Annotated in this window: 17 protein-coding genes; 8 read left to right on the forward strand and 9 right to left on the reverse strand. The window is 69.9% G+C overall.

All coding sequences use genetic code 11. The features are described 5' to 3' along the window. The first annotated feature begins 17 nt into the window (after positions 1 to 17). Positions 18 to 791: an endonuclease/exonuclease/phosphatase family protein gene (locus ACWGO0_RS24485; protein WP_453538857.1), complete on the forward strand. Its 774-nt coding sequence runs from the start codon at positions 18 to 20 to the stop codon at positions 789 to 791. Between the two features lie 49 nt (positions 792 to 840). On the opposite strand, the gene ACWGO0_RS24490 is transcribed toward ACWGO0_RS24485, so the two are convergent. Continuing rightward, on the reverse strand, positions 841 to 1,521 hold the full coding sequence (locus ACWGO0_RS24490; RefSeq protein WP_453538860.1) for a hypothetical protein: 681 nt from the start codon (positions 1,519 to 1,521) through the stop codon (positions 841 to 843). Continuing rightward, entirely contained in the window at positions 1,514 to 2,293 is a 780-nt protein-coding gene (locus ACWGO0_RS24495) for an alpha/beta hydrolase (RefSeq protein WP_453538863.1), read from the reverse strand. The genes ACWGO0_RS24490 and ACWGO0_RS24495 overlap by 8 nt, the downstream gene beginning before the upstream one ends. 268 nt (positions 2,294 to 2,561) lie before the next feature. Here ACWGO0_RS24495 and ACWGO0_RS24500 point away from each other — a divergent pair, with 268 nt between their 5' ends. The 4 genes from ACWGO0_RS24500 to ACWGO0_RS24515 all read left to right on the forward strand — a co-directional run bounded on the left by ACWGO0_RS24500 (position 2,562) and on the right by ACWGO0_RS24515 (position 6,353). Then, on the forward strand, positions 2,562 to 3,305 hold the full coding sequence (locus tag ACWGO0_RS24500) for a lysophospholipid acyltransferase family protein (protein ID WP_453538998.1): 744 nt from the start codon (positions 2,562 to 2,564) through the stop codon (positions 3,303 to 3,305). A 32-nt stretch (positions 3,306 to 3,337) separates the two neighbouring features. Next, entirely contained in the window at positions 3,338 to 4,561 is a 1,224-nt protein-coding gene (macS, locus tag ACWGO0_RS24505; RefSeq protein WP_453538866.1) for a MacS family sensor histidine kinase, read from the forward strand. Continuing rightward, positions 4,558 to 5,253, forward strand: coding sequence for a response regulator (locus tag ACWGO0_RS24510; RefSeq protein ID WP_453538869.1), 696 nt, complete (start codon positions 4,558 to 4,560; stop codon positions 5,251 to 5,253). Before macS ends, ACWGO0_RS24510 begins: the two co-directional genes overlap by 4 nt. A 95-nt stretch (positions 5,254 to 5,348) precedes the next feature. Beyond that, positions 5,349 to 6,353 (forward strand): 2-hydroxyacid dehydrogenase, encoded by a 1,005-nt coding sequence (locus tag ACWGO0_RS24515; RefSeq protein WP_453538872.1) that lies wholly within the window; start codon positions 5,349 to 5,351, stop codon positions 6,351 to 6,353. A 42-nt stretch (positions 6,354 to 6,395) separates the two neighbouring features. Here the strand turns inward: ACWGO0_RS24515 and ACWGO0_RS24520 are convergent, their stop codons facing one another. Together ACWGO0_RS24520 and ACWGO0_RS24525 are read right to left on the reverse strand one after the other, a co-directional pair. Then, a complete protein-coding gene (locus tag ACWGO0_RS24520) occupies positions 6,396 to 8,282 on the reverse strand; it encodes an anthranilate synthase family protein (RefSeq protein ID WP_453538875.1) in 1,887 nt (628 codons plus the stop codon). A gap of 93 nt (positions 8,283 to 8,375) precedes the next feature. Further along, positions 8,376 to 8,432 (reverse strand): trp operon leader peptide, encoded by a 57-nt coding sequence (locus ACWGO0_RS24525; protein WP_443051579.1) that lies wholly within the window; start codon positions 8,430 to 8,432, stop codon positions 8,376 to 8,378. A gap of 144 nt (positions 8,433 to 8,576) precedes the next feature. Here ACWGO0_RS24525 and ACWGO0_RS24530 point away from each other — a divergent pair, with 144 nt between their 5' ends. Together ACWGO0_RS24530 and ACWGO0_RS24535 are read left to right on the forward strand one after the other, a co-directional pair. Continuing rightward, the gene (locus tag ACWGO0_RS24530; RefSeq protein WP_453538878.1) at positions 8,577 to 9,932 is read left to right on the forward strand and encodes a class II 3-deoxy-7-phosphoheptulonate synthase; all 1,356 of its coding nucleotides are present in this window, start codon (positions 8,577 to 8,579) and stop codon (positions 9,930 to 9,932) included. A gap of 161 nt (positions 9,933 to 10,093) precedes the next feature. After that, positions 10,094 to 10,363 carry a (2Fe-2S)-binding protein gene (locus tag ACWGO0_RS24535; RefSeq protein ID WP_453538881.1) on the forward strand — a complete coding sequence of 90 codons (270 nt, stop codon included), beginning with the start codon at positions 10,094 to 10,096 and terminating at the stop codon, positions 10,361 to 10,363. A gap of 8 nt (positions 10,364 to 10,371) precedes the next feature. Here ACWGO0_RS24535 and bfr read toward each other — a convergent pair whose 3' ends face one another. Continuing rightward, positions 10,372 to 10,851, reverse strand: coding sequence for a bacterioferritin (bfr, locus tag ACWGO0_RS24540; protein WP_453538885.1), 480 nt, complete (start codon positions 10,849 to 10,851; stop codon positions 10,372 to 10,374). Between the two features lie 154 nt (positions 10,852 to 11,005). Here bfr and ACWGO0_RS24545 point away from each other — a divergent pair, with 154 nt between their 5' ends. Beyond that, a complete protein-coding gene (locus tag ACWGO0_RS24545) occupies positions 11,006 to 11,638 on the forward strand; it encodes a sulfite oxidase-like oxidoreductase (protein WP_453538888.1) in 633 nt (210 codons plus the stop codon). Positions 11,639 to 11,671: 33 nt separating this feature from the next. On the opposite strand, the gene ACWGO0_RS24550 is transcribed toward ACWGO0_RS24545, so the two are convergent. The 4 genes from ACWGO0_RS24550 to ACWGO0_RS24565 all read right to left on the reverse strand — a co-directional run bounded on the left by ACWGO0_RS24550 (position 11,672) and on the right by ACWGO0_RS24565 (position 15,959). Then, on the reverse strand, positions 11,672 to 12,190 hold the full coding sequence (locus ACWGO0_RS24550; protein ID WP_453538891.1) for a DUF4396 domain-containing protein: 519 nt from the start codon (positions 12,188 to 12,190) through the stop codon (positions 11,672 to 11,674). A gap of 69 nt (positions 12,191 to 12,259) precedes the next feature. Then, positions 12,260 to 13,123, reverse strand: coding sequence for a deoxyribonuclease IV (locus ACWGO0_RS24555; protein WP_453538893.1), 864 nt, complete (start codon positions 13,121 to 13,123; stop codon positions 12,260 to 12,262). Between the two features lie 6 nt (positions 13,124 to 13,129). After that, positions 13,130 to 15,052: a Stk1 family PASTA domain-containing Ser/Thr kinase gene (gene pknB, locus ACWGO0_RS24560; protein ID WP_453538896.1), complete on the reverse strand. Its 1,923-nt coding sequence runs from the start codon at positions 15,050 to 15,052 to the stop codon at positions 13,130 to 13,132. Positions 15,053 to 15,164: 112 nt separating this feature from the next. After that, positions 15,165 to 15,959, reverse strand: coding sequence for a thiazole synthase (locus tag ACWGO0_RS24565; protein ID WP_453538899.1), 795 nt, complete (start codon positions 15,957 to 15,959; stop codon positions 15,165 to 15,167). Positions 15,960 to 15,962: the final 3 nt, after the last annotated feature.

A 15,962-nucleotide genomic window follows, 5' to 3' on the forward strand; every position in this document is an offset into this window, starting at 1 on the left:
GTCGTATCGTGAACCCCATGGTCATGACGCCGCTGCCCGACTCCCGTACCGAGCCGGACGGTTCGGCCGTCATCAGAGTGCTCAGCTACAACGTCCGGTCGATGCGTGACGACACCGAGGCCCTGGCCCGGGTCATCCGCGCCTGCCGTCCCGACCTGGTCTTCGTCCAGGAGGCCCCGCGCTTCTTCCGCTGGCGCAAGGCCGCCGCCGGGCTCGCCGCCCGTACCGACCTGGTGATCCTCAGCGGCGGAGCCACCGCGGCCGGGCCCCTGCTGCTCTGCTCGCTGCGGGCCACGGTGGAGCGGACCGAGGACGTGCTGCTGCCGCTCACCCCCGGTCTGCACCGCAGGGGCTTCGCCACGGCCGTGGTGCGGATCGCGGGAACCCGGATCGGACTCCTCAGCTGCCATCTCAGCCTCCAGCGCGAGGAACGCCTCGCCCAGGCCGGCCTCCTGCTCGAACGGCTGGACGATATGCGGGTGCCCCACGCGATCGCGGCGGGCGACCTCAACGAGGGGCCGGACGGACCGGCGTTCAAGCGGCTGGCCGGGCGGCTCCAGGACTGCCGGGCCGTACGCCCCTGGGGCGCCGAGCACACCTTCCCGCCGGACGAGCCCCGGCGGCGTATCGACGCGGTCTTCGCCACTGACGGCATCGAGGTGCTCGGCTGCGGTGTCCCGTCGGGGCTGCCCGGCATCGCCGACGCGGACCTGCGGGCCGCCACGGACCACCTGCCGGTGCTGGCGGCACTCCGGGTGCCCGCCCTGTCCACCACGGCCCGGCCGGCATGATCCAAACGAAAAGGCACTAGGCCCTGATCCGCCGGACAGGCCCTGGGCCTCAGACCACAGCGCCGCGTCCCGGGTCCCCGTCGTCCTCGTCGTCGTGGGGCATCCGCGCCACCAGCGTCGCGAATCCGCCGAGGAAGCCGCCGATGCAGAGCGTGGTGAGCCACCACGTCATGTCCCACTGCAGCAGCACGGCGATCAGCAGCAGGACAGGACCACCGACGACCGCGAGCCAGGCGAACTTCGCCGTGACGTCGGCCTCGGGCAGCGGCGGCGGCTCCGGCGGGACGAAATGTCCCTCCTCGCCGTCGTCGGGGCCGTCGATGTCGCCTTCCTTGGGCTCCTCCACCTCGTAGTCACGCGGCCCGGCCACACCGGGCGCGAAGACGACGGAACTGCCCAGCGCCTTCTTCTCCGGAGGCTTCGCAGGCTTGGGGGACAGCGGCTTGCCCGCGCCCTTGTCCGCGTCGTCACCCGTGCCGGCGTCCGTGTCCGGCTCCAGGACGTTGAGCTGATCGTCCTCCAGCAGGGCCAGATCCTCGATCGACTTGAACGGCTTGGCGCCCGGCGGGTCCGGCGGCTCCTCGCCGTACCCCGCGACGATGGCCTCCCAGGCCGCGTCCTCGTCGACAGGACGGACGTCCTCGGTCCCCTCGGGGACAGCGGCGCCCTCCGTGGGACGCGGTTCGCGCTCCTCGTCACTGCCTGTGCGCTCCGCGTCGTGCTCAGCCACCGGACGTGCTCCCCTTCTTCCCGACGCTGGGTGCGAGGCGGCCGATGAACGAGTAGCTCTCCTCGAAGATCCGCCCCGCATCATGGTCCAACGTCGCCACGTGGTAGCTCTGTTCCAGCAGGATCTCCTCGACATCCGTCGACGACACCCGGCTCAGGATGCGGGCCGAGTCGGCGGGCGGCACCACATGGTCCTGGGGGCTGTGCAGCAGCAGGAGCGGCTGAGTGACCTGGGGCAGCTCGGCGTCGACGAGACGGAAGAAATTGCGTACCGAATGGGCCGCGTGCAGCGGCACCCGGTCGTAGCCGACCTCCTCGGCGCCCTCCAGCGCGATGTCGCTGGTGAGGCCCTTCGTCGTACGCACCAGATGCCGGGCGACCGGCAGGGCGTAGGCAGAGAGGCCGTGCACCTTGTTCGCCGGGTTCACCAGTACCAGGCCCGCGACCGCGTCCCCGTGCTTCGCGGCCAGCCGCAGGGACAGCGCACCGCCCATGGAGAGTCCGAAGACGAAGACCTTGCTGCACCGCTCCAGCAGGACGCGCAGCTCCCGGTCCACCTCCGCGTACCAGTCCTGCCAGCCGGTGATGGCCATGTCCTCCCAGCGGGTGCCGTGTCCGGGCAGCAGCGGGAGCGCGACGGTCAGCCCCCGCTCCGCGAGGTAGTCGGCCCAGGGGCGCAGCGACTGCGGCGATCCGGTGAATCCGTGACAGAGAAGGACGCCGACCTCTCCGCCCTCGTGGCGGAACGGCTCGGCTCCAGGGAGGACCGGCACCGGGGGTCTCCTGTTCGTGAGGCTGTGACTGGTGGGTGACGCGCGAGTAACGGGTGGAGCGGCGGAGCTCAAGAGGGAGTGCGAAGAAGGATTACTTCACCGTACGCGACCGGACCGACACCGACCAGGGCCGTCACCGGTCGCAGCTACGGGAGGGGCCGTGTCTCCGGCGGGGCACGGCCCGGTGCCGGGCGGGGAAGCGTGCGATCCCACAGGTTAAGGTCTGTCCGACAGCACACAGGAGGCACCCGAGTTGATCTACGGCGCAATGAAGTTCTCCATCGGCGGCTCTCTGAAGCTCGCCTTCAGGCCGTGGGTGGAGGGCCTGGAGAACATCCCCGCGCAGGGGCCGGCGATCCTCGCGAGCAACCATCTGTCGTTCTCCGACTCGTTCTTCCTGCCTGCCGTACTCGACCGCAAGGTCACCTTCATCGCGAAGGCCGAGTACTTCACGGCGCCCGGGGTGAAGGGCAGACTGACCGCGGCCTTCTTCAAGGGCGTCGGCCAGCTCCCGGTGGACCGCTCCGGGGCCCGCGGCGCCGGTGAGGCGGCCATCAGGGCGGGCATCCAGGTCATCGAGAGCGGCGGTCTCTTCGGGATCTACCCCGAGGGCACCCGCTCGCCCGACGGCCGCCTCTACCGTGGCAAGCCCGGTGGTCTCGCCCGGGTGGCCCTCGCGACCGGTGCGCCCGTCATCCCCGTCGCGATGATCGACACGGAGAAGATCCAGCCGCCCGGCCAGGTGATGCCCAAGCTGATGCGGCCGGGCATCAGGATCGGCAAGCCGCTCGACTTCAGCCGCTACCAGGGCATGGACGGCGACCGGTTCATCCTGCGTTCGGTGACCGACGAGGTCATGTACGAGATCATGAAGCTTTCCGGCCAGGAGTACGTCGACATCTACGCGACGGCGGCCAAGCGCCAGATCGCCGACGAGGCGAAGCTCCGGGCCGAGGACGAGAAGCGCGCACAGAAGCAGGACAAGGACGGAACGGGACGGTCAGGCGCGTAGTCGCGCCGCTGTCCGCCCGGGGGGTGGGGGAAATGACCAAGCGCGAGCGGGTCGTACGAATGTCCGTCGAGCAGCCGCTGTGGCGTGCGCTGACCGCGTACCGCCTGCTGACCATGGCCTACGCGGTGCTGCTCGCCGTCGTCGGCCGGGACAAGTTCGAGCGGCCGTGGGTCGCCGTCGTCTACCTGGCCGTGATGGCCGTCTGGACCCTCGCCACCCTCCCCAAGGTCGCCAACGCGGCGAGCTGCACCAAACGCTTCCTCGGCGCGGACCTCGTCGTCGCCCTCACCGGGATCCTCGTCACCCCGCTCGCCGACTTCCACGCCCAGCACGTCGACGGCCCGACCCTCCCGTCGATCTGGACGGCCGGCTCCGTCCTGGCCTTCGCCATCAAGGGCGGCTGGCGGTGGGCGGCCTTCGCCTCCACCTTCGTCGCCGTCGCCAACATCGTCGAGCGCGGCCACCCCAGCCGGGACACCCTGCACAACGTCCTGCTGGTCTGGGTCGCCTCCATCGCCATCGGGTACGTCGTCGAGGTGGCCCGCGCCAGTGAACGCACCCTGGCCCGCGCCCTGGAGATCGAGGCGGCCACCCGCGAGCGGGAGCGCCTGGCCCGGGACATCCACGACAGCGTGCTCCAGGTCCTCGCGATGGTGCAGCGCCGCGGCACGGCTCTCGGCGGCGAGGCCGCCGAGCTCGGCCGGATGGCCGGCGAGCAGGAAGTCGCCCTGCGCACCCTGGTCTCCACAGGTCTGGTGCCCATGACACGGGTCTCCGAGGACGCCGCCGAAGGCGCCGTGGTCCGCACCGTCGAGGTCCACGACGAACGGGCCGCGGGTGCCGACTGCGATCTGCGCGCCCTGCTCGCCCCGCACGCGGGGTCCCGCGTCAGCTTCGCGGAACCCGGCGCTCCGGTGCTGCTTCCGCCGGAGGCGGCGCGCGAGCTGGCCGCCGCTGTCAGTGCCGCCCTGGACAATGTGCGGGTGCACGCGGGACAGGACGCCCAGGCGTGGATCCTGGTCGAGGACGAGCCGGACGAAGTGATCGTCACGGTCCGGGACGACGGTCCGGGCATCCCGGACGGGAGGCTCGCCCAGGCGGAGGGGGAGGGCCGCCTCGGGGTGGCCCTGTCGATCCGCGGGCGGCTGCGTGACCTGGGTGGCACGGCCGCGTTGATTTCCGTGCCCGGACAGGGCACGGAGGTCGAGTTGAAGGTTCCGAAAGTTTCACGGGGGAAGGCAGGATCGGCCCGATGAGTACACCGAACGCGCAGGACGCACAGCAGCCGCCCACCAAGGTGATGGTCGTCGACGACCACCCGATGTGGCGCGACGCGGTCGCCCGCGATCTGGCCGAGTCCGGCTTCGACGTGGTGGCGACCGCGGGTGACGGCCCGCAGGCCGTGCGCCGGGCGACGGCCGTCAGGCCCGACGTCCTCGTGCTCGACCTCAACCTGCCCGGGATGCCCGGTGTCCAGGTGTGCAAGGAGCTCGTCGGCTCCCATCCCGGACTGCGGGTCCTGGTGCTCTCCGCCAGCGGCGAGCACGCCGATGTCCTGGAGGCGGTGAAGTCGGGTGCCACCGGCTATCTGCTGAAGTCCGCCAGCACGCAGGAACTGACCGATGCCGTGCGCTCCACCGCCGCGGGCGACCCGGTCTTCACCCCGGGCCTCGCCGGTCTGGTCCTCGGCGAATACCGCAGGCTCGCCTCCGACCCGGCCCCCGTGGCATCCGACGAACCGAAGGCTCCGGCACTCACCGAGCGCGAGACGGAGGTGCTGCGCCTGGTCGCCAAGGGACTCTCGTACAAGCAGATCGCCGAGCGGCTCGTCATCTCCCACCGCACCGTCCAGAACCACGTGCAGAACACCCTCGGCAAGCTCCAGCTGCACAACCGTGTGGAGCTCGTGCGGTACGCGATCGAGCGCGGCCTCGACGACGTCGGCTGAGCGGCGCACCGGGGGCGCGGGCCGTATATTCGCGATGACCGGCATATTCGCGATGACCGGCCCAAGCCCCTCGCCTGCGCGAAACGGGAGACGTCGTGGAGATCCTGGCATTCGGTGTGCAGTCCGACGAGAAGCCCCTCATCGAGAACGCCTTCGCCGGACAGCACGAGGTCCGTTGCCTGGATGTCTTCCTCAACAGCGACACCGCACCGATCGCGGCGGGGTACGAGATCATCTCCACGAGCGTCAACGCCGACCTCGGCAGCGGCGTCCTGCAGACCCTCGCCGCGGGCGGCACGCAGATGATCGCCCAGCGCTCCACGGGCTTCAACAACATCGACCTCGACGTCGCCGAGCGCCTGGCCCTCCGCGTCGCCCGGGTCTCGTACTACTCGCCGTACTCCGTCGCCGAATTCGCCTGGACGCTGGCGATGGCGGTCAACCGCCGCATCATCCGCGCCGCGAGCCGCACCCGCGACTTCGACTTCCGCCTCGACGGCCTCCTCGGCCGCGACATGCGCGGACGCACCGTCGGAGTGATCGGCACCGGAAAGATCGGTGAGGCGTTCACCCGGATCGCCCACGGATTCGGCATGAAGCTGCTGGGCTGGGACGTCGTCGAGAACCCGGCGTGCCTGGAGCTCGGCATGAAGTACGTCGAGAAGGAACAGCTGCTCGCCGAGGCCGACCTCATCAGCCTCCACGTACCCCTGCTGCCCTCGACGCACCACATCATCGGCAAGGACGCCCTGTCCGCGATGAAGGACGACGCGATCCTGATCAACTCCAGCCGCGGCGGACTCATCGACACCTCGGCGCTCGTCGCCGAACTCAAGGCAGGCCGTTTCACGGGTGTGGGGCTCGATGTGTACGAGGCGGAGGCCGGGCTCTTCTTCCTCGACAAGTCCCTGGAAGGCGTCGACGACGACACCCTGGCCAGGCTGGTCACCTTCCCCAACGTCCTCGTGACCTCGCACCAGGCGTACTACACGCAGGACGCGGTGGGCCAGATCGTCGAAGCCACCGTCCAGAACGTCGCCGACTACCTGGCCGGCCGCCGCAGCGACAACGTCCTGGTGCCCGCCCTCCCCGGGAACTGAGGCCCCGGACGACCGGTCGTCGCCGGGACCTCCGCCCCTCCGTCAGCTGAGCACCGGCAGTCCCGCCAGCAGCTCGGTCACGATCGCGGCCCCGCGCAGGGTCAGTACCGACTCAGGGTGGAACTGCACCGACGCGAAGCCCTTCCCGCGCAGCGCGTGGAGCTCACCGGTCGCCGTGTCCCGGCTCACCTCGATGGCGTGCGCGGTCAGCTCGGTGGCCGTCGACTCGTCGCAGCGGGCCGTGAAGCTGTTGTAGAAACCGACGGTCTCCGGACGGCCGAACAGCTCGATCCGGGTCTGCGCCCCCTGGTACGGCACGGTCTTCCGGACGATCTCCATGCCCAGCTCAGCGGCGATCAGCTCGTGCCCGAGGCAGACCCCCAGCAGCCCGTGCCGGTGGTCCCGGAGCAGCTCGGCGGCCAGTTCCCGCAGCAGCCGCATCTTCGGGTCGGTGGCGTCGGCCGGATTCCCGGGCCCGGGTCCCAGCACGACGGGACCCTCGTGCGCCCGTACGGCATCGCGCAGCCCCGGCTCGTCGTACCGGCGCACCGACACTTCGAGCCCCGACGACCGCAGCAGATGGGCCAGCATCGCGGTGAAGGTGTCCTCGCCGTCCACCACCAGGGCATGACCCGACAGCTCCTGGGTGCGCTCCTGCATCCGCAGCCAGAACGGCGCGAGCCCGCCACGCCGGTCGTCCAGCGCGGACTGCACGCGCGGATCGGAAGCCAGCTGCGGACGCGCCGCCTCCGCCCGTGGCCGCCCCGCCCGCACTCCCAGGGCCGTCAGCACCCCGGCCGCCTTGGCATGGGTCTCCGCGACCTCGCTCTCCGGGTCCGAATGGCGTACGAGCGTGGCGCCGACCGGCACCTTCAGATGCCCGTCGGCCGAGATGTCCGCGGTCCGGATCAGGATCGGCGAGTCGAGGGTCTGCGCCCCGTTCGCGTCCAGACGCAGCAGGGCCAGCGCGCCCGCGTAGTAGCCGCGGCCACCCGGTTCGTACCGCTCGATCACCCGGCAGGCGTTCTGTACGGGGGAGCCGGTGACCGTCGCCGCGAACATGGTCTCCTTGAGGACCTCCCGGACATCCAGCGAGGAACGCCCGCGCAGTTCGTACTCGGTGTGCGCGAGGTGGGCCATCTCCTTCAGCCGGGGGCCGATCACCACCCCGCCCATGTCGCCGACGGTGCACATCATCTTGAGTTCCTCGTCGACCACCATGGAGAGCTCCTCGGTCTCCTTGCGGTCACCGAGGAACGCCAGCAGGCTCTCGGCGGTGGGGCCCCCGGCGGGGTAGCGGTAGGTGCCGCTGATCGGATTCATCACGACCGTGCCGCCGGACATCCGCACATGCACCTCCGGGCTGGCGCCGACCAGCGTCCGGTCCCCGGTGTGGACGACGAACGTCCAGTACGCGCCGCGCTCGCCCGCCAGCAGCCGCCGGAACAGTGCGAGCGCGTCGGCCCGGCCGAACCCGGGGATCTCGCCCCCGAAGGTCCGCCGGATCACGAAGTTCGCGCCCTCGCCCTGCCCGATCTCGTCCTCGATGACACGCCGGACGGTCTGCGCGTACTCCGCGTCGGGCACATCGAAGCCGCCGCCCTCCACCCGTACGTCATGGACGGGAAGCGCGGCGAGCACCTCGTCGAGCGGCAGCGCGTACGACTCACGCGCGAGCAGTACGGACAGCGGAGTGCCGTCGTCGCGTACATCGAAGCCCCGCTCGGCGATCTGCCGGAACGGCACCAGGGCGAGCGAGGGCTGCTCGCCCACGGGGATGTCGGCGAGCCGGTCCGCTTCATGGACCGGGCCGATCAGTACGTCGACGGTGTCGTGGTCGTGGCCCGGAGTGCGTCTGCGCAGCAGAGCGAAGGGCGGGCAGTCGTCCCGGAGCAGTCTGTGGACGAGGCCGATCGCGGAAACGGGCATGGGTGTTCCTTCCGATGAGGAGGAGGAACGGCTCCGAAACGCAGAGAAGGCCGCCCCTCGGGCGGCCTTCGCGAAGTGTGTACGCGCGATGAGTCAGCGGGCCGCCGGATGAGCGGTCCACCACCAGTTCTGGTTTGTCTGCGCGAACATGCGGTGGATCGTAGCGCATGGGAACCGGCCGCGGCTCTCGTCGCGCCCCGTGGCGCAGGCCTTTCACCGGGGCGACTTCGGACGGTCTGTCTCACCAGGCGAGCGTGTGCCGGACGGCGAGCGGTGACCCCGTAGTCTTGCTGTGTGATCGTGAAAGCTGAATCCCAAAGCGTCGCCGACAAGGCGACCTGGCGAGACCTTCCCGCGGCGCAGCAGCCCGAGTACCCCGACTCCGAGGCCCTGCGCGATGTGCTCGCGGACCTCGAGTCGTATCCGCCTCTCGTCTTTGCCGGCGAGTGCGACCAGCTGCGTGCCCGCATGGGAGCCGTCGCCAAGGGCGAGGCGTTCCTGCTGCAGGGCGGCGACTGCGCCGAGGCGTTCGACGCCGTGTCGGCCGAGCACATCCGAGCCAAACTGAAGACGTTGCTCCAGATGAGCGCCGTCCTCACCTACGCGGCCTCCGTGCCCGTCGTGAAGATCGGCCGGATCGCCGGTCAGTACTCCAAGCCGCGTTCCAAGTCGACCGAGACCCGCGACGGCGTGACCCTGCCGACCTACCGCGGCGACTCCGTCAACGGCTTCGACTTCACCGAGGCCGCCCGCATCCCGGACCCCCAGCGGCTGAAGCAGATGTACCACGCGTCCGCTTCCACGCTGAACCTGGTGCGTGCCTTCACCACCGGCGGTTACGCCGACCTGCGCCAGGTGCACGCCTGGAACCAGGACTTCGTGAAGTCGTCGCCCTCCGGCCAGCGCTACGAGGCCCTGGCCCGCGAGATCGACAACGCGCTGAACTTCATGAAGGCGTGCGGCACGGACCCGGCCGAGTTCAAGGCGGTCGAGTTCTACGCCTCGCACGAGGCCCTGCTGCTGGACTACGAGTCGTCGCTGACGCGCACCGACTCGCGCACCGGCAAGCTGTACGACACCTCGGGCCACATGGTGTGGATCGGTGAGCGCACCCGCCAGATGGACGGCGCGCACATCGAGTTCGCCTCGAAGATCAGCAACCCGATCGGCATCAAGCTCGGCCCGACGACCACCGTCGACGACGCGCTCGGATACATCGACCGCCTCGACCCCGACCGCGAGCCGGGCCGGCTGACCTTCATCGTCCGTATGGGCGCCGACAAGGTCCGCGACAAGCTCCCCGAGCTCGTCGAGAAGGTCACCGCCTCCGGCGCCACCGTGGCGTGGGTGACGGACCCGATGCACGGCAACACCTTCGAGGCCGCGTCCGGCCACAAGACCCGCCGCTTCGACGACGTCCTCGACGAGGTCAAGGGCTTCTTCGAGGTCCACAAGGGCCTGGGGACGCACCCGGGCGGTATCCACGTCGAGCTCACCGGTGACGATGTCACCGAGTGCGTCGGCGGCGGCCACGAGATCTTCGTGGACGACCTGCACCAGCGTTACGAGACGGCCTGCGACCCCCGGCTCAACCGCAGCCAGTCCCTCGACCTGGCGTTCCTGGTCGCCGAGATGTACCGCGACCAGTAGGAATCACCGGACAGTACGCCTGTGGGGCACGGATCGATGTGATCCGTGCCCCACAGGCGTTCCGGGGCTTTTACCCACTGGTGGCGGCGGGTAAGGTTAGGTTAGCCTCACCGAAAAGATCGGGGCGGCGCAGCGATCGACCCCGGTGGGAGGTGAACCGCATGTACGTCTGCTCGTGTTTCGGAGTCACGGAACAGCAGGTCAAGAAGCATGCGGACGCCGGTGCCTGCACGCCCCGGCAGATAGCCTCCGCCTGCAAGGCCGGTACGGACTGCGGTGGCTGCGTCCGAAGGATTCAGGCCCTGCTGGGGCGGGGCGACTGCCCGCGCCGCGAGCTGCTCGACCAGAAGCAGGAGCCGCTGGCCGGTCCCGTCGGCGCGACGCCCGTCGCCGCCGGTTCGCCGGAGATCAGGCTCTCCGACGCCGCCTGAGCCCTGGCTCAGCTCTCGGGCTGCTCGATGAGCTGCGCGATGTAGAGCGCCTCGCCGAGTTTCTCCACCAGTTCCAGCTGGGTGTCGAGATAGTCGATGTGGTGTTCCTCGTCCGCCAGGATGGACTCAAAGATATTTGCGGACGTGATGTCGCCCTTGTTGCGCATCAGCTCGATGCCCCGCTTGAGGCGGTCGATCGCCTCCACCTCGACCTGTCGGTCGGCCTGGAACATCTCGGTGACCGTCTGGCCGACCCGTACATGGAAAAGCCGCTGGTAATTGGGCAGGCCGTCGAGAAACAGAATGCGGTCGGTCAAGACCTCGGCGTGCTTCATCTCGTCGAACGACTCTGCCCTGGTGTACTTGGCGAGCTTCGTCCAGCCGAAGTTGTCCTGCATCTTTGCATGCAGGAAATACTGGTTGATGGCAGTCAGTTCGGCGGTCAGCTGTTCGTTCAGGAACTCGAGGACCTCGGGGTCGCCCTGCATCGCAGAGGCTCCTTCCAACCGGTGTACTGGGCAAGTTGGCCGCATCCTCGCACTGCGCTTCCCGGTCGTCCAGTAAGTGCACGCTTAGTACGAGTTGCCCGAATCGACTCTGCCCTGGTCATGACCACCCCTGGCTGTCTGTCACCATGGAGGCATGGGTCAGCCGGAAAGCCGGGAATACAGCGAATCAGGGCAGTCCGAGCTTCCGCCGGGGCAGCGCCTGCAGCGCGGCTGGCCCGTCACCCACTACGGGCCCGTTCCCAAGTTCAAGCCCGACCGCTGGGAGTTCAGGGTCTTCGGAGCCACCGCGGACGGCGAGAAACGCTGCTGGAATCACCAGGAGTTCACGGAACTGCCGTTCTCCTCGGTCGTAGCGGATCTGCACTGCGTGACGAAATTCAGCATGGTCGGCGCCGAATGGGGCGGGGTTCTCGCGCGTACGGTCGTGGAACTCGCGCCGCCCGCGCCCAATGTCACCCACGTGATGGTCTGGGCCGAGTACGGATTCAGTTCGAATCTCCGCCTGGCCGACTTCGCCTCGGACCGAACTGTGTTTGCCACCCACAAGGACGGTGAACTGCTCACCGCCGAACACGGCTTCCCCGTGCGGCTGGTCGTGCCCCATCTGTACGCCTGGAAGGGCCCCAAGTGGGTCCGGGGCATCGAGTACATGACCGCCGACCGCCGCGGCTTCTGGGAGGAGCGCGGCTATCACAACATCGGCGACCCGTGGAGCGAGCAGCGCTACTCCTACCAGGAAGAGCCCGGGGACGGCCCCGAGCTCTAGCGGTGAGGCCCTGAGCCCCAGTGGTTCCGGGGCTCAGTGGTGGTACTGGTGCACCACGGCGTGGCCCTTGCCGCGGCCGATCATCCACTTGTTGACCGGCACCGTGATGACGAAGGCGGCGGCCAGTGCGATGGCCAGAACGATCCAGAACATCGCATCCGCCAGATGGGCGTCCATGGCGCCGGGCCACAGAGCGATGATGCCGTTGTCGATCAGCTCCATCACGGCGATCGAGAGCGTGTCCGCGGCGAGCGCGACCCGGAAGGCCGTACGGAAGCCGACGCCGGCCTTGAGGATGCTGCGCAGGGTCAGCGCGTAACCGAAGAAGAACGCCAGGGTGATCGCGAGCACCATCGTCTGCACATTGCCCCAGCCGAGCGCGGTGCCGATCACCATGCCGAGGACCTCGCCGATGGCGCAGCCGGTGAGGCAGTGCAGGGTGGCCTTGGCGGCCATCGCCCAGCTGACCTTGCCGTCCGTACCGCCCATGTGATGGGCGTGTCCGGCGTGCTGGTCGTGCTCGGTCCCGTGAGTGTGGTGGTCGTGCTGCATGGTGTTCCCCCAAAGCCGGATAGCGGTTCCTGCCGACAGCAGAAACCGTATACCCCCTAGGGGTATTCCTCAAGCGGGTACGGGACCCCGCAGCTCTTTCAGCCGCGCCACATCCGCCGCATGCCCCGCCTTGCCGCCGGGCGTCTCGATGATCAGAGGCACGCCGTCGGTCGCCGGGTGGGAGAACAGCTCACGGAACGGCTCCGCCCCGATATGACCCGCCCCGATGTTCTCGTGCCGGTCCTTGTGCGCCCCCACCACGTCCTTGGAGTCATTGGCGTGGATCAGCTTCAGCCGGCCCTCGCCAACCGTGTCCACCAGCAGATCGAGGGTCTGACGCATACCCGATGGGCCGGTCAGATCGTGCCCCGCCGCGTAGATGTGGCAGGTGTCCAGGCAGATGCCCAGCTTGGGATGGGAGTCCAGCGCCTCGAAGTACGGGCCGAAGTCCCAGGTCCGCGAGCAGAGCGAGAAGCCCTGCCCCGCCGTCGACTCCAGCAGCAGATACGGGTCGTCGTCATGCGTCAGCTCGTCCAGCAGCGGCCTCATGTACGTACGCACCTGCGCCAGGGCCTCCGCGCGGGGACGCCCGCCCGTCGCCGAACCCGTGTGCACCACGACGCCCAGCGCACCGATCTCCCTGGCCCTGCGCAGGGAGTGGCGCAGCGACTCCACGGACCGCTCGACCGTGGCCTCGGTGTGCGAGCCGAAATTGATCAGATACGGCGCGTGGACGTACGCCGGGACCGACCCGGCCGCGCACTCCGCGCGGAACAGCTCGTCCTGCGCCGGATTGCCGGGCGGAGTCGCCCAGCCGCGCGGATTGGCGGCGAAGACCTGTACGGCCTCGGCCGCCAGCTCGCGTGCGTAGTCGAGGCCGACCTTGGCGAGGCCGCCCGCCACCGGGACGTGCGCGCCTACCGGGTTTCGCATGTGGATCTACAGTCCCTTGGTCCTGATCGTGATCGTGGAGCCCTCGGGGGCCTGCTCGCCGCCGTCGACGGACTGCTTCTCGATGGTGTCGCTGAAGGACAGGAACGGCCGGTCGACATCGACCTCGAACCCCGCCGCTTCCAGTGTGCTCCTGGCCTCGTCGACGTCCTTGCCCGTGACGTCCGGGACGTCGAGCATCCGCGGCCCCTTGGAGACCGTCAGCTCGACGGAGTCGCCCTCGGCCGCCTCCGCGCCCTCCGCCGGAGTCTGCTCGGCGATGTCGCCCGCGGCCTCGGCGGAATTCACCCGGCCGGGCAGGATCTCGGCCTTCAGGCCCTCCTCCTCCAGCGCGGCCGTGGCCTCCTCGGCAGAGAGGCCGGTGACATCGGGAACGTCGACCGGGATGCCCTTGCTGACCACCAGGGCGACCGCCGATTCGGAGTGGCGCTCGGTGCCGGCCACGGGGTCCGTACGGACCACTTCGCCCCGCGCCACGTCCTCGCTGAACTCCCGGGTCACCATCCCGGGCACCAGACCCGCTTCCTTCAGCGCACGTCTGGCATCGGCGAGAGTGATGCCCTCGACACCCGGGACATCCACCATCTCGGGCCCCCGGGAGACGACGAGCCGCACAGAGCCGTTCCCACGGATGCGCTCGCCCGAACCCGGGTCGCTGCTCAGCACCGTGCCGCGGGCGGCGGTGTCGCTGTAGGCGCGGTCGATCCCCTTCACGTCGAGACCGGCGTCCTGAAGCCGCTGCTCGGCCGACTTCTGGGTCTGGCCCAGCAGCGAGGGGACCCGGGTGAACTGTCCGGAGTTGATGTACCAGACACCCGCGCCGACGCCCAGCACCAGCAGGACGGCGGCGAGCGCGGCGGCCATCCCGCGCCGGGGGCCCGCGAGGAGGCCGCGCCGGCCCGCCCCGGTCCTCCGCGGCGGCAGCGGCGGCGGCATCTCCAGGCGACTGGTGTGATGGGTGGTGCCCTGGCCCGGCGGGAGTACGCGCGGAATCACGCTCGTACGGTCGTCGGCGGCGTCGTGCTCCTCGCTGCGCGCCTGCGGGGGCAACGCGTCGAGCTGCTCGTCGGTGAGGGCGGCCCGGCACTCGCGCGCCTCGGCCAGCAGCACCACCGCGTCCTGCGGACGCACCTCGGGGTTACGGGCGGTGGCGCTCGCCACCAGACCGTCCAGCTCCACCGGGAGCCCAGGGACCACCGCGGAAGGGGCCGGGACGTCCTCGTTGAGGTGCTGGTAGATGACCTGGGCCGCGGTGTCCCCGGTGTGCGGCTTGCCGCCGGTCAGCATCTCGTAGAGCACGACACCGCACGCGTACACATCGGCCCGGGTGTCGGCCGTGCCGTGCTCGATCTGTTCGGGTGCGAGATACGACACGGTGCCCAGGAGCGATCCGGTGGTCTCGGTGACGGTGCCCACGGCCCGTACGAGCCCGAAGTCGGCGACCTTCACCCGGCCGTCGTCCCCTATCAGGACGTTCTCCGGCTTCATGTCGCGGTGCACGAAGCCCGCGCGGTGCGCGGCGCCGAGAGCGGCGAGGACCGGCTCCATGATGTCCAGCGCGGCCCGGGGCTGGAGGGCCCCGCGCTCGCGCAGCACGTCACGCAGAGTGCACCCCGCGACGTACTCCATCGCCAGGTAGACGTACGCCCCCTGGGCGCCCTGGTCGAAGACCGCGACGACATTGGGGTGCGCGAGCCTGGCCACGGACTTGGCCTCGCGGATGAAGCGCTCGACGAACGAGGCGTCGGTCGCGAGTGCCGGGTGCATCACCTTGAGCGCGAGCACCCGGTCCAGCCGGGTGTCCATGGCCCGGTAGACCGTGGCCATGCCGCCGACGGCGATCCGCGCGTCCACGCGATAGCGGCCGTCGAGCAGCTGCCCGATCATGGGGTCCTGGAGGGTCGTATCCACGCACCGAGTCTACGAGCCACCGCTGACACGCCGGACGGTCCGGGCAGCTCCGGGGCGCTACTGCAGCCGAGCCGTGACAGGGACACGCCCCGGGCCCCCGACAGGGACACGGCTAGAACGCCGGACGCTCCGGGTCCAGCACGGCCCGTCCCTCGCCGGGGGACGAGGCCTCCGCGAAGTGACGGCGCGGAATCCGGCCCGCCCGGAACGCGAGGCGCCCGCCCTCCACCGCGTGCCTCATCGCGCCCGCCATCAGCTCCGGCTCCTGCGCCCTGGTCACCGCCGACGCCAGCATCACCGCGGCGCAGCCCAGCTCCATGGCGAGCGCCGCGTCCGAAGCGGTCCCGGCACCCGCGTCCAGGATCACCGGCACCCCGGCCCGCTCGACGATCAGCTGGAAGTTGTGCGGATTGCGGATGCCGAGACCGGAGCCGATGGGGGAGCCGAGCGGCATGATCGCCGCGCACCCCACGTCCTCCAGCTTCCGGGCCAGCACCGGATCGTCGTTGGTGTACGGCAGGACGGTGAATCCGTCGTCCACGAGGATCTCGGCGGCGTCCAGCAGCTCGATCGGGTCGGGCAGCAGCGTGCGCTCGTCCGCCACGACCTCCAGCTTGATCCAGTCGGTTCCCAGCGCCTCCCGGGCCAGCCGGGCGGTCAGCACGGCCTCGCCCGCGGTGAAGCAGCCCGCCGTGTTCGGCAGGACGCGGATGGAGAGCCGTTCCAGGACGGAGAGGACCGAGCCCTGCACGGTCGGGTCCAGCCGGCGCATGGCCACCGTGGTCAGCTCGGTGCCGGAGGCGATCAGGGAGCGCTCCAGGACCTCCAGGCTCGGAGCGCCGCCCGTACCCATGATCAGCCGGGACGAGAAGGGCGTATCGGCGAGAGTGAAGAGATCGTCGGACATCGG

The organism is Streptomyces sp. NPDC055749 (assembly GCF_053617235.1).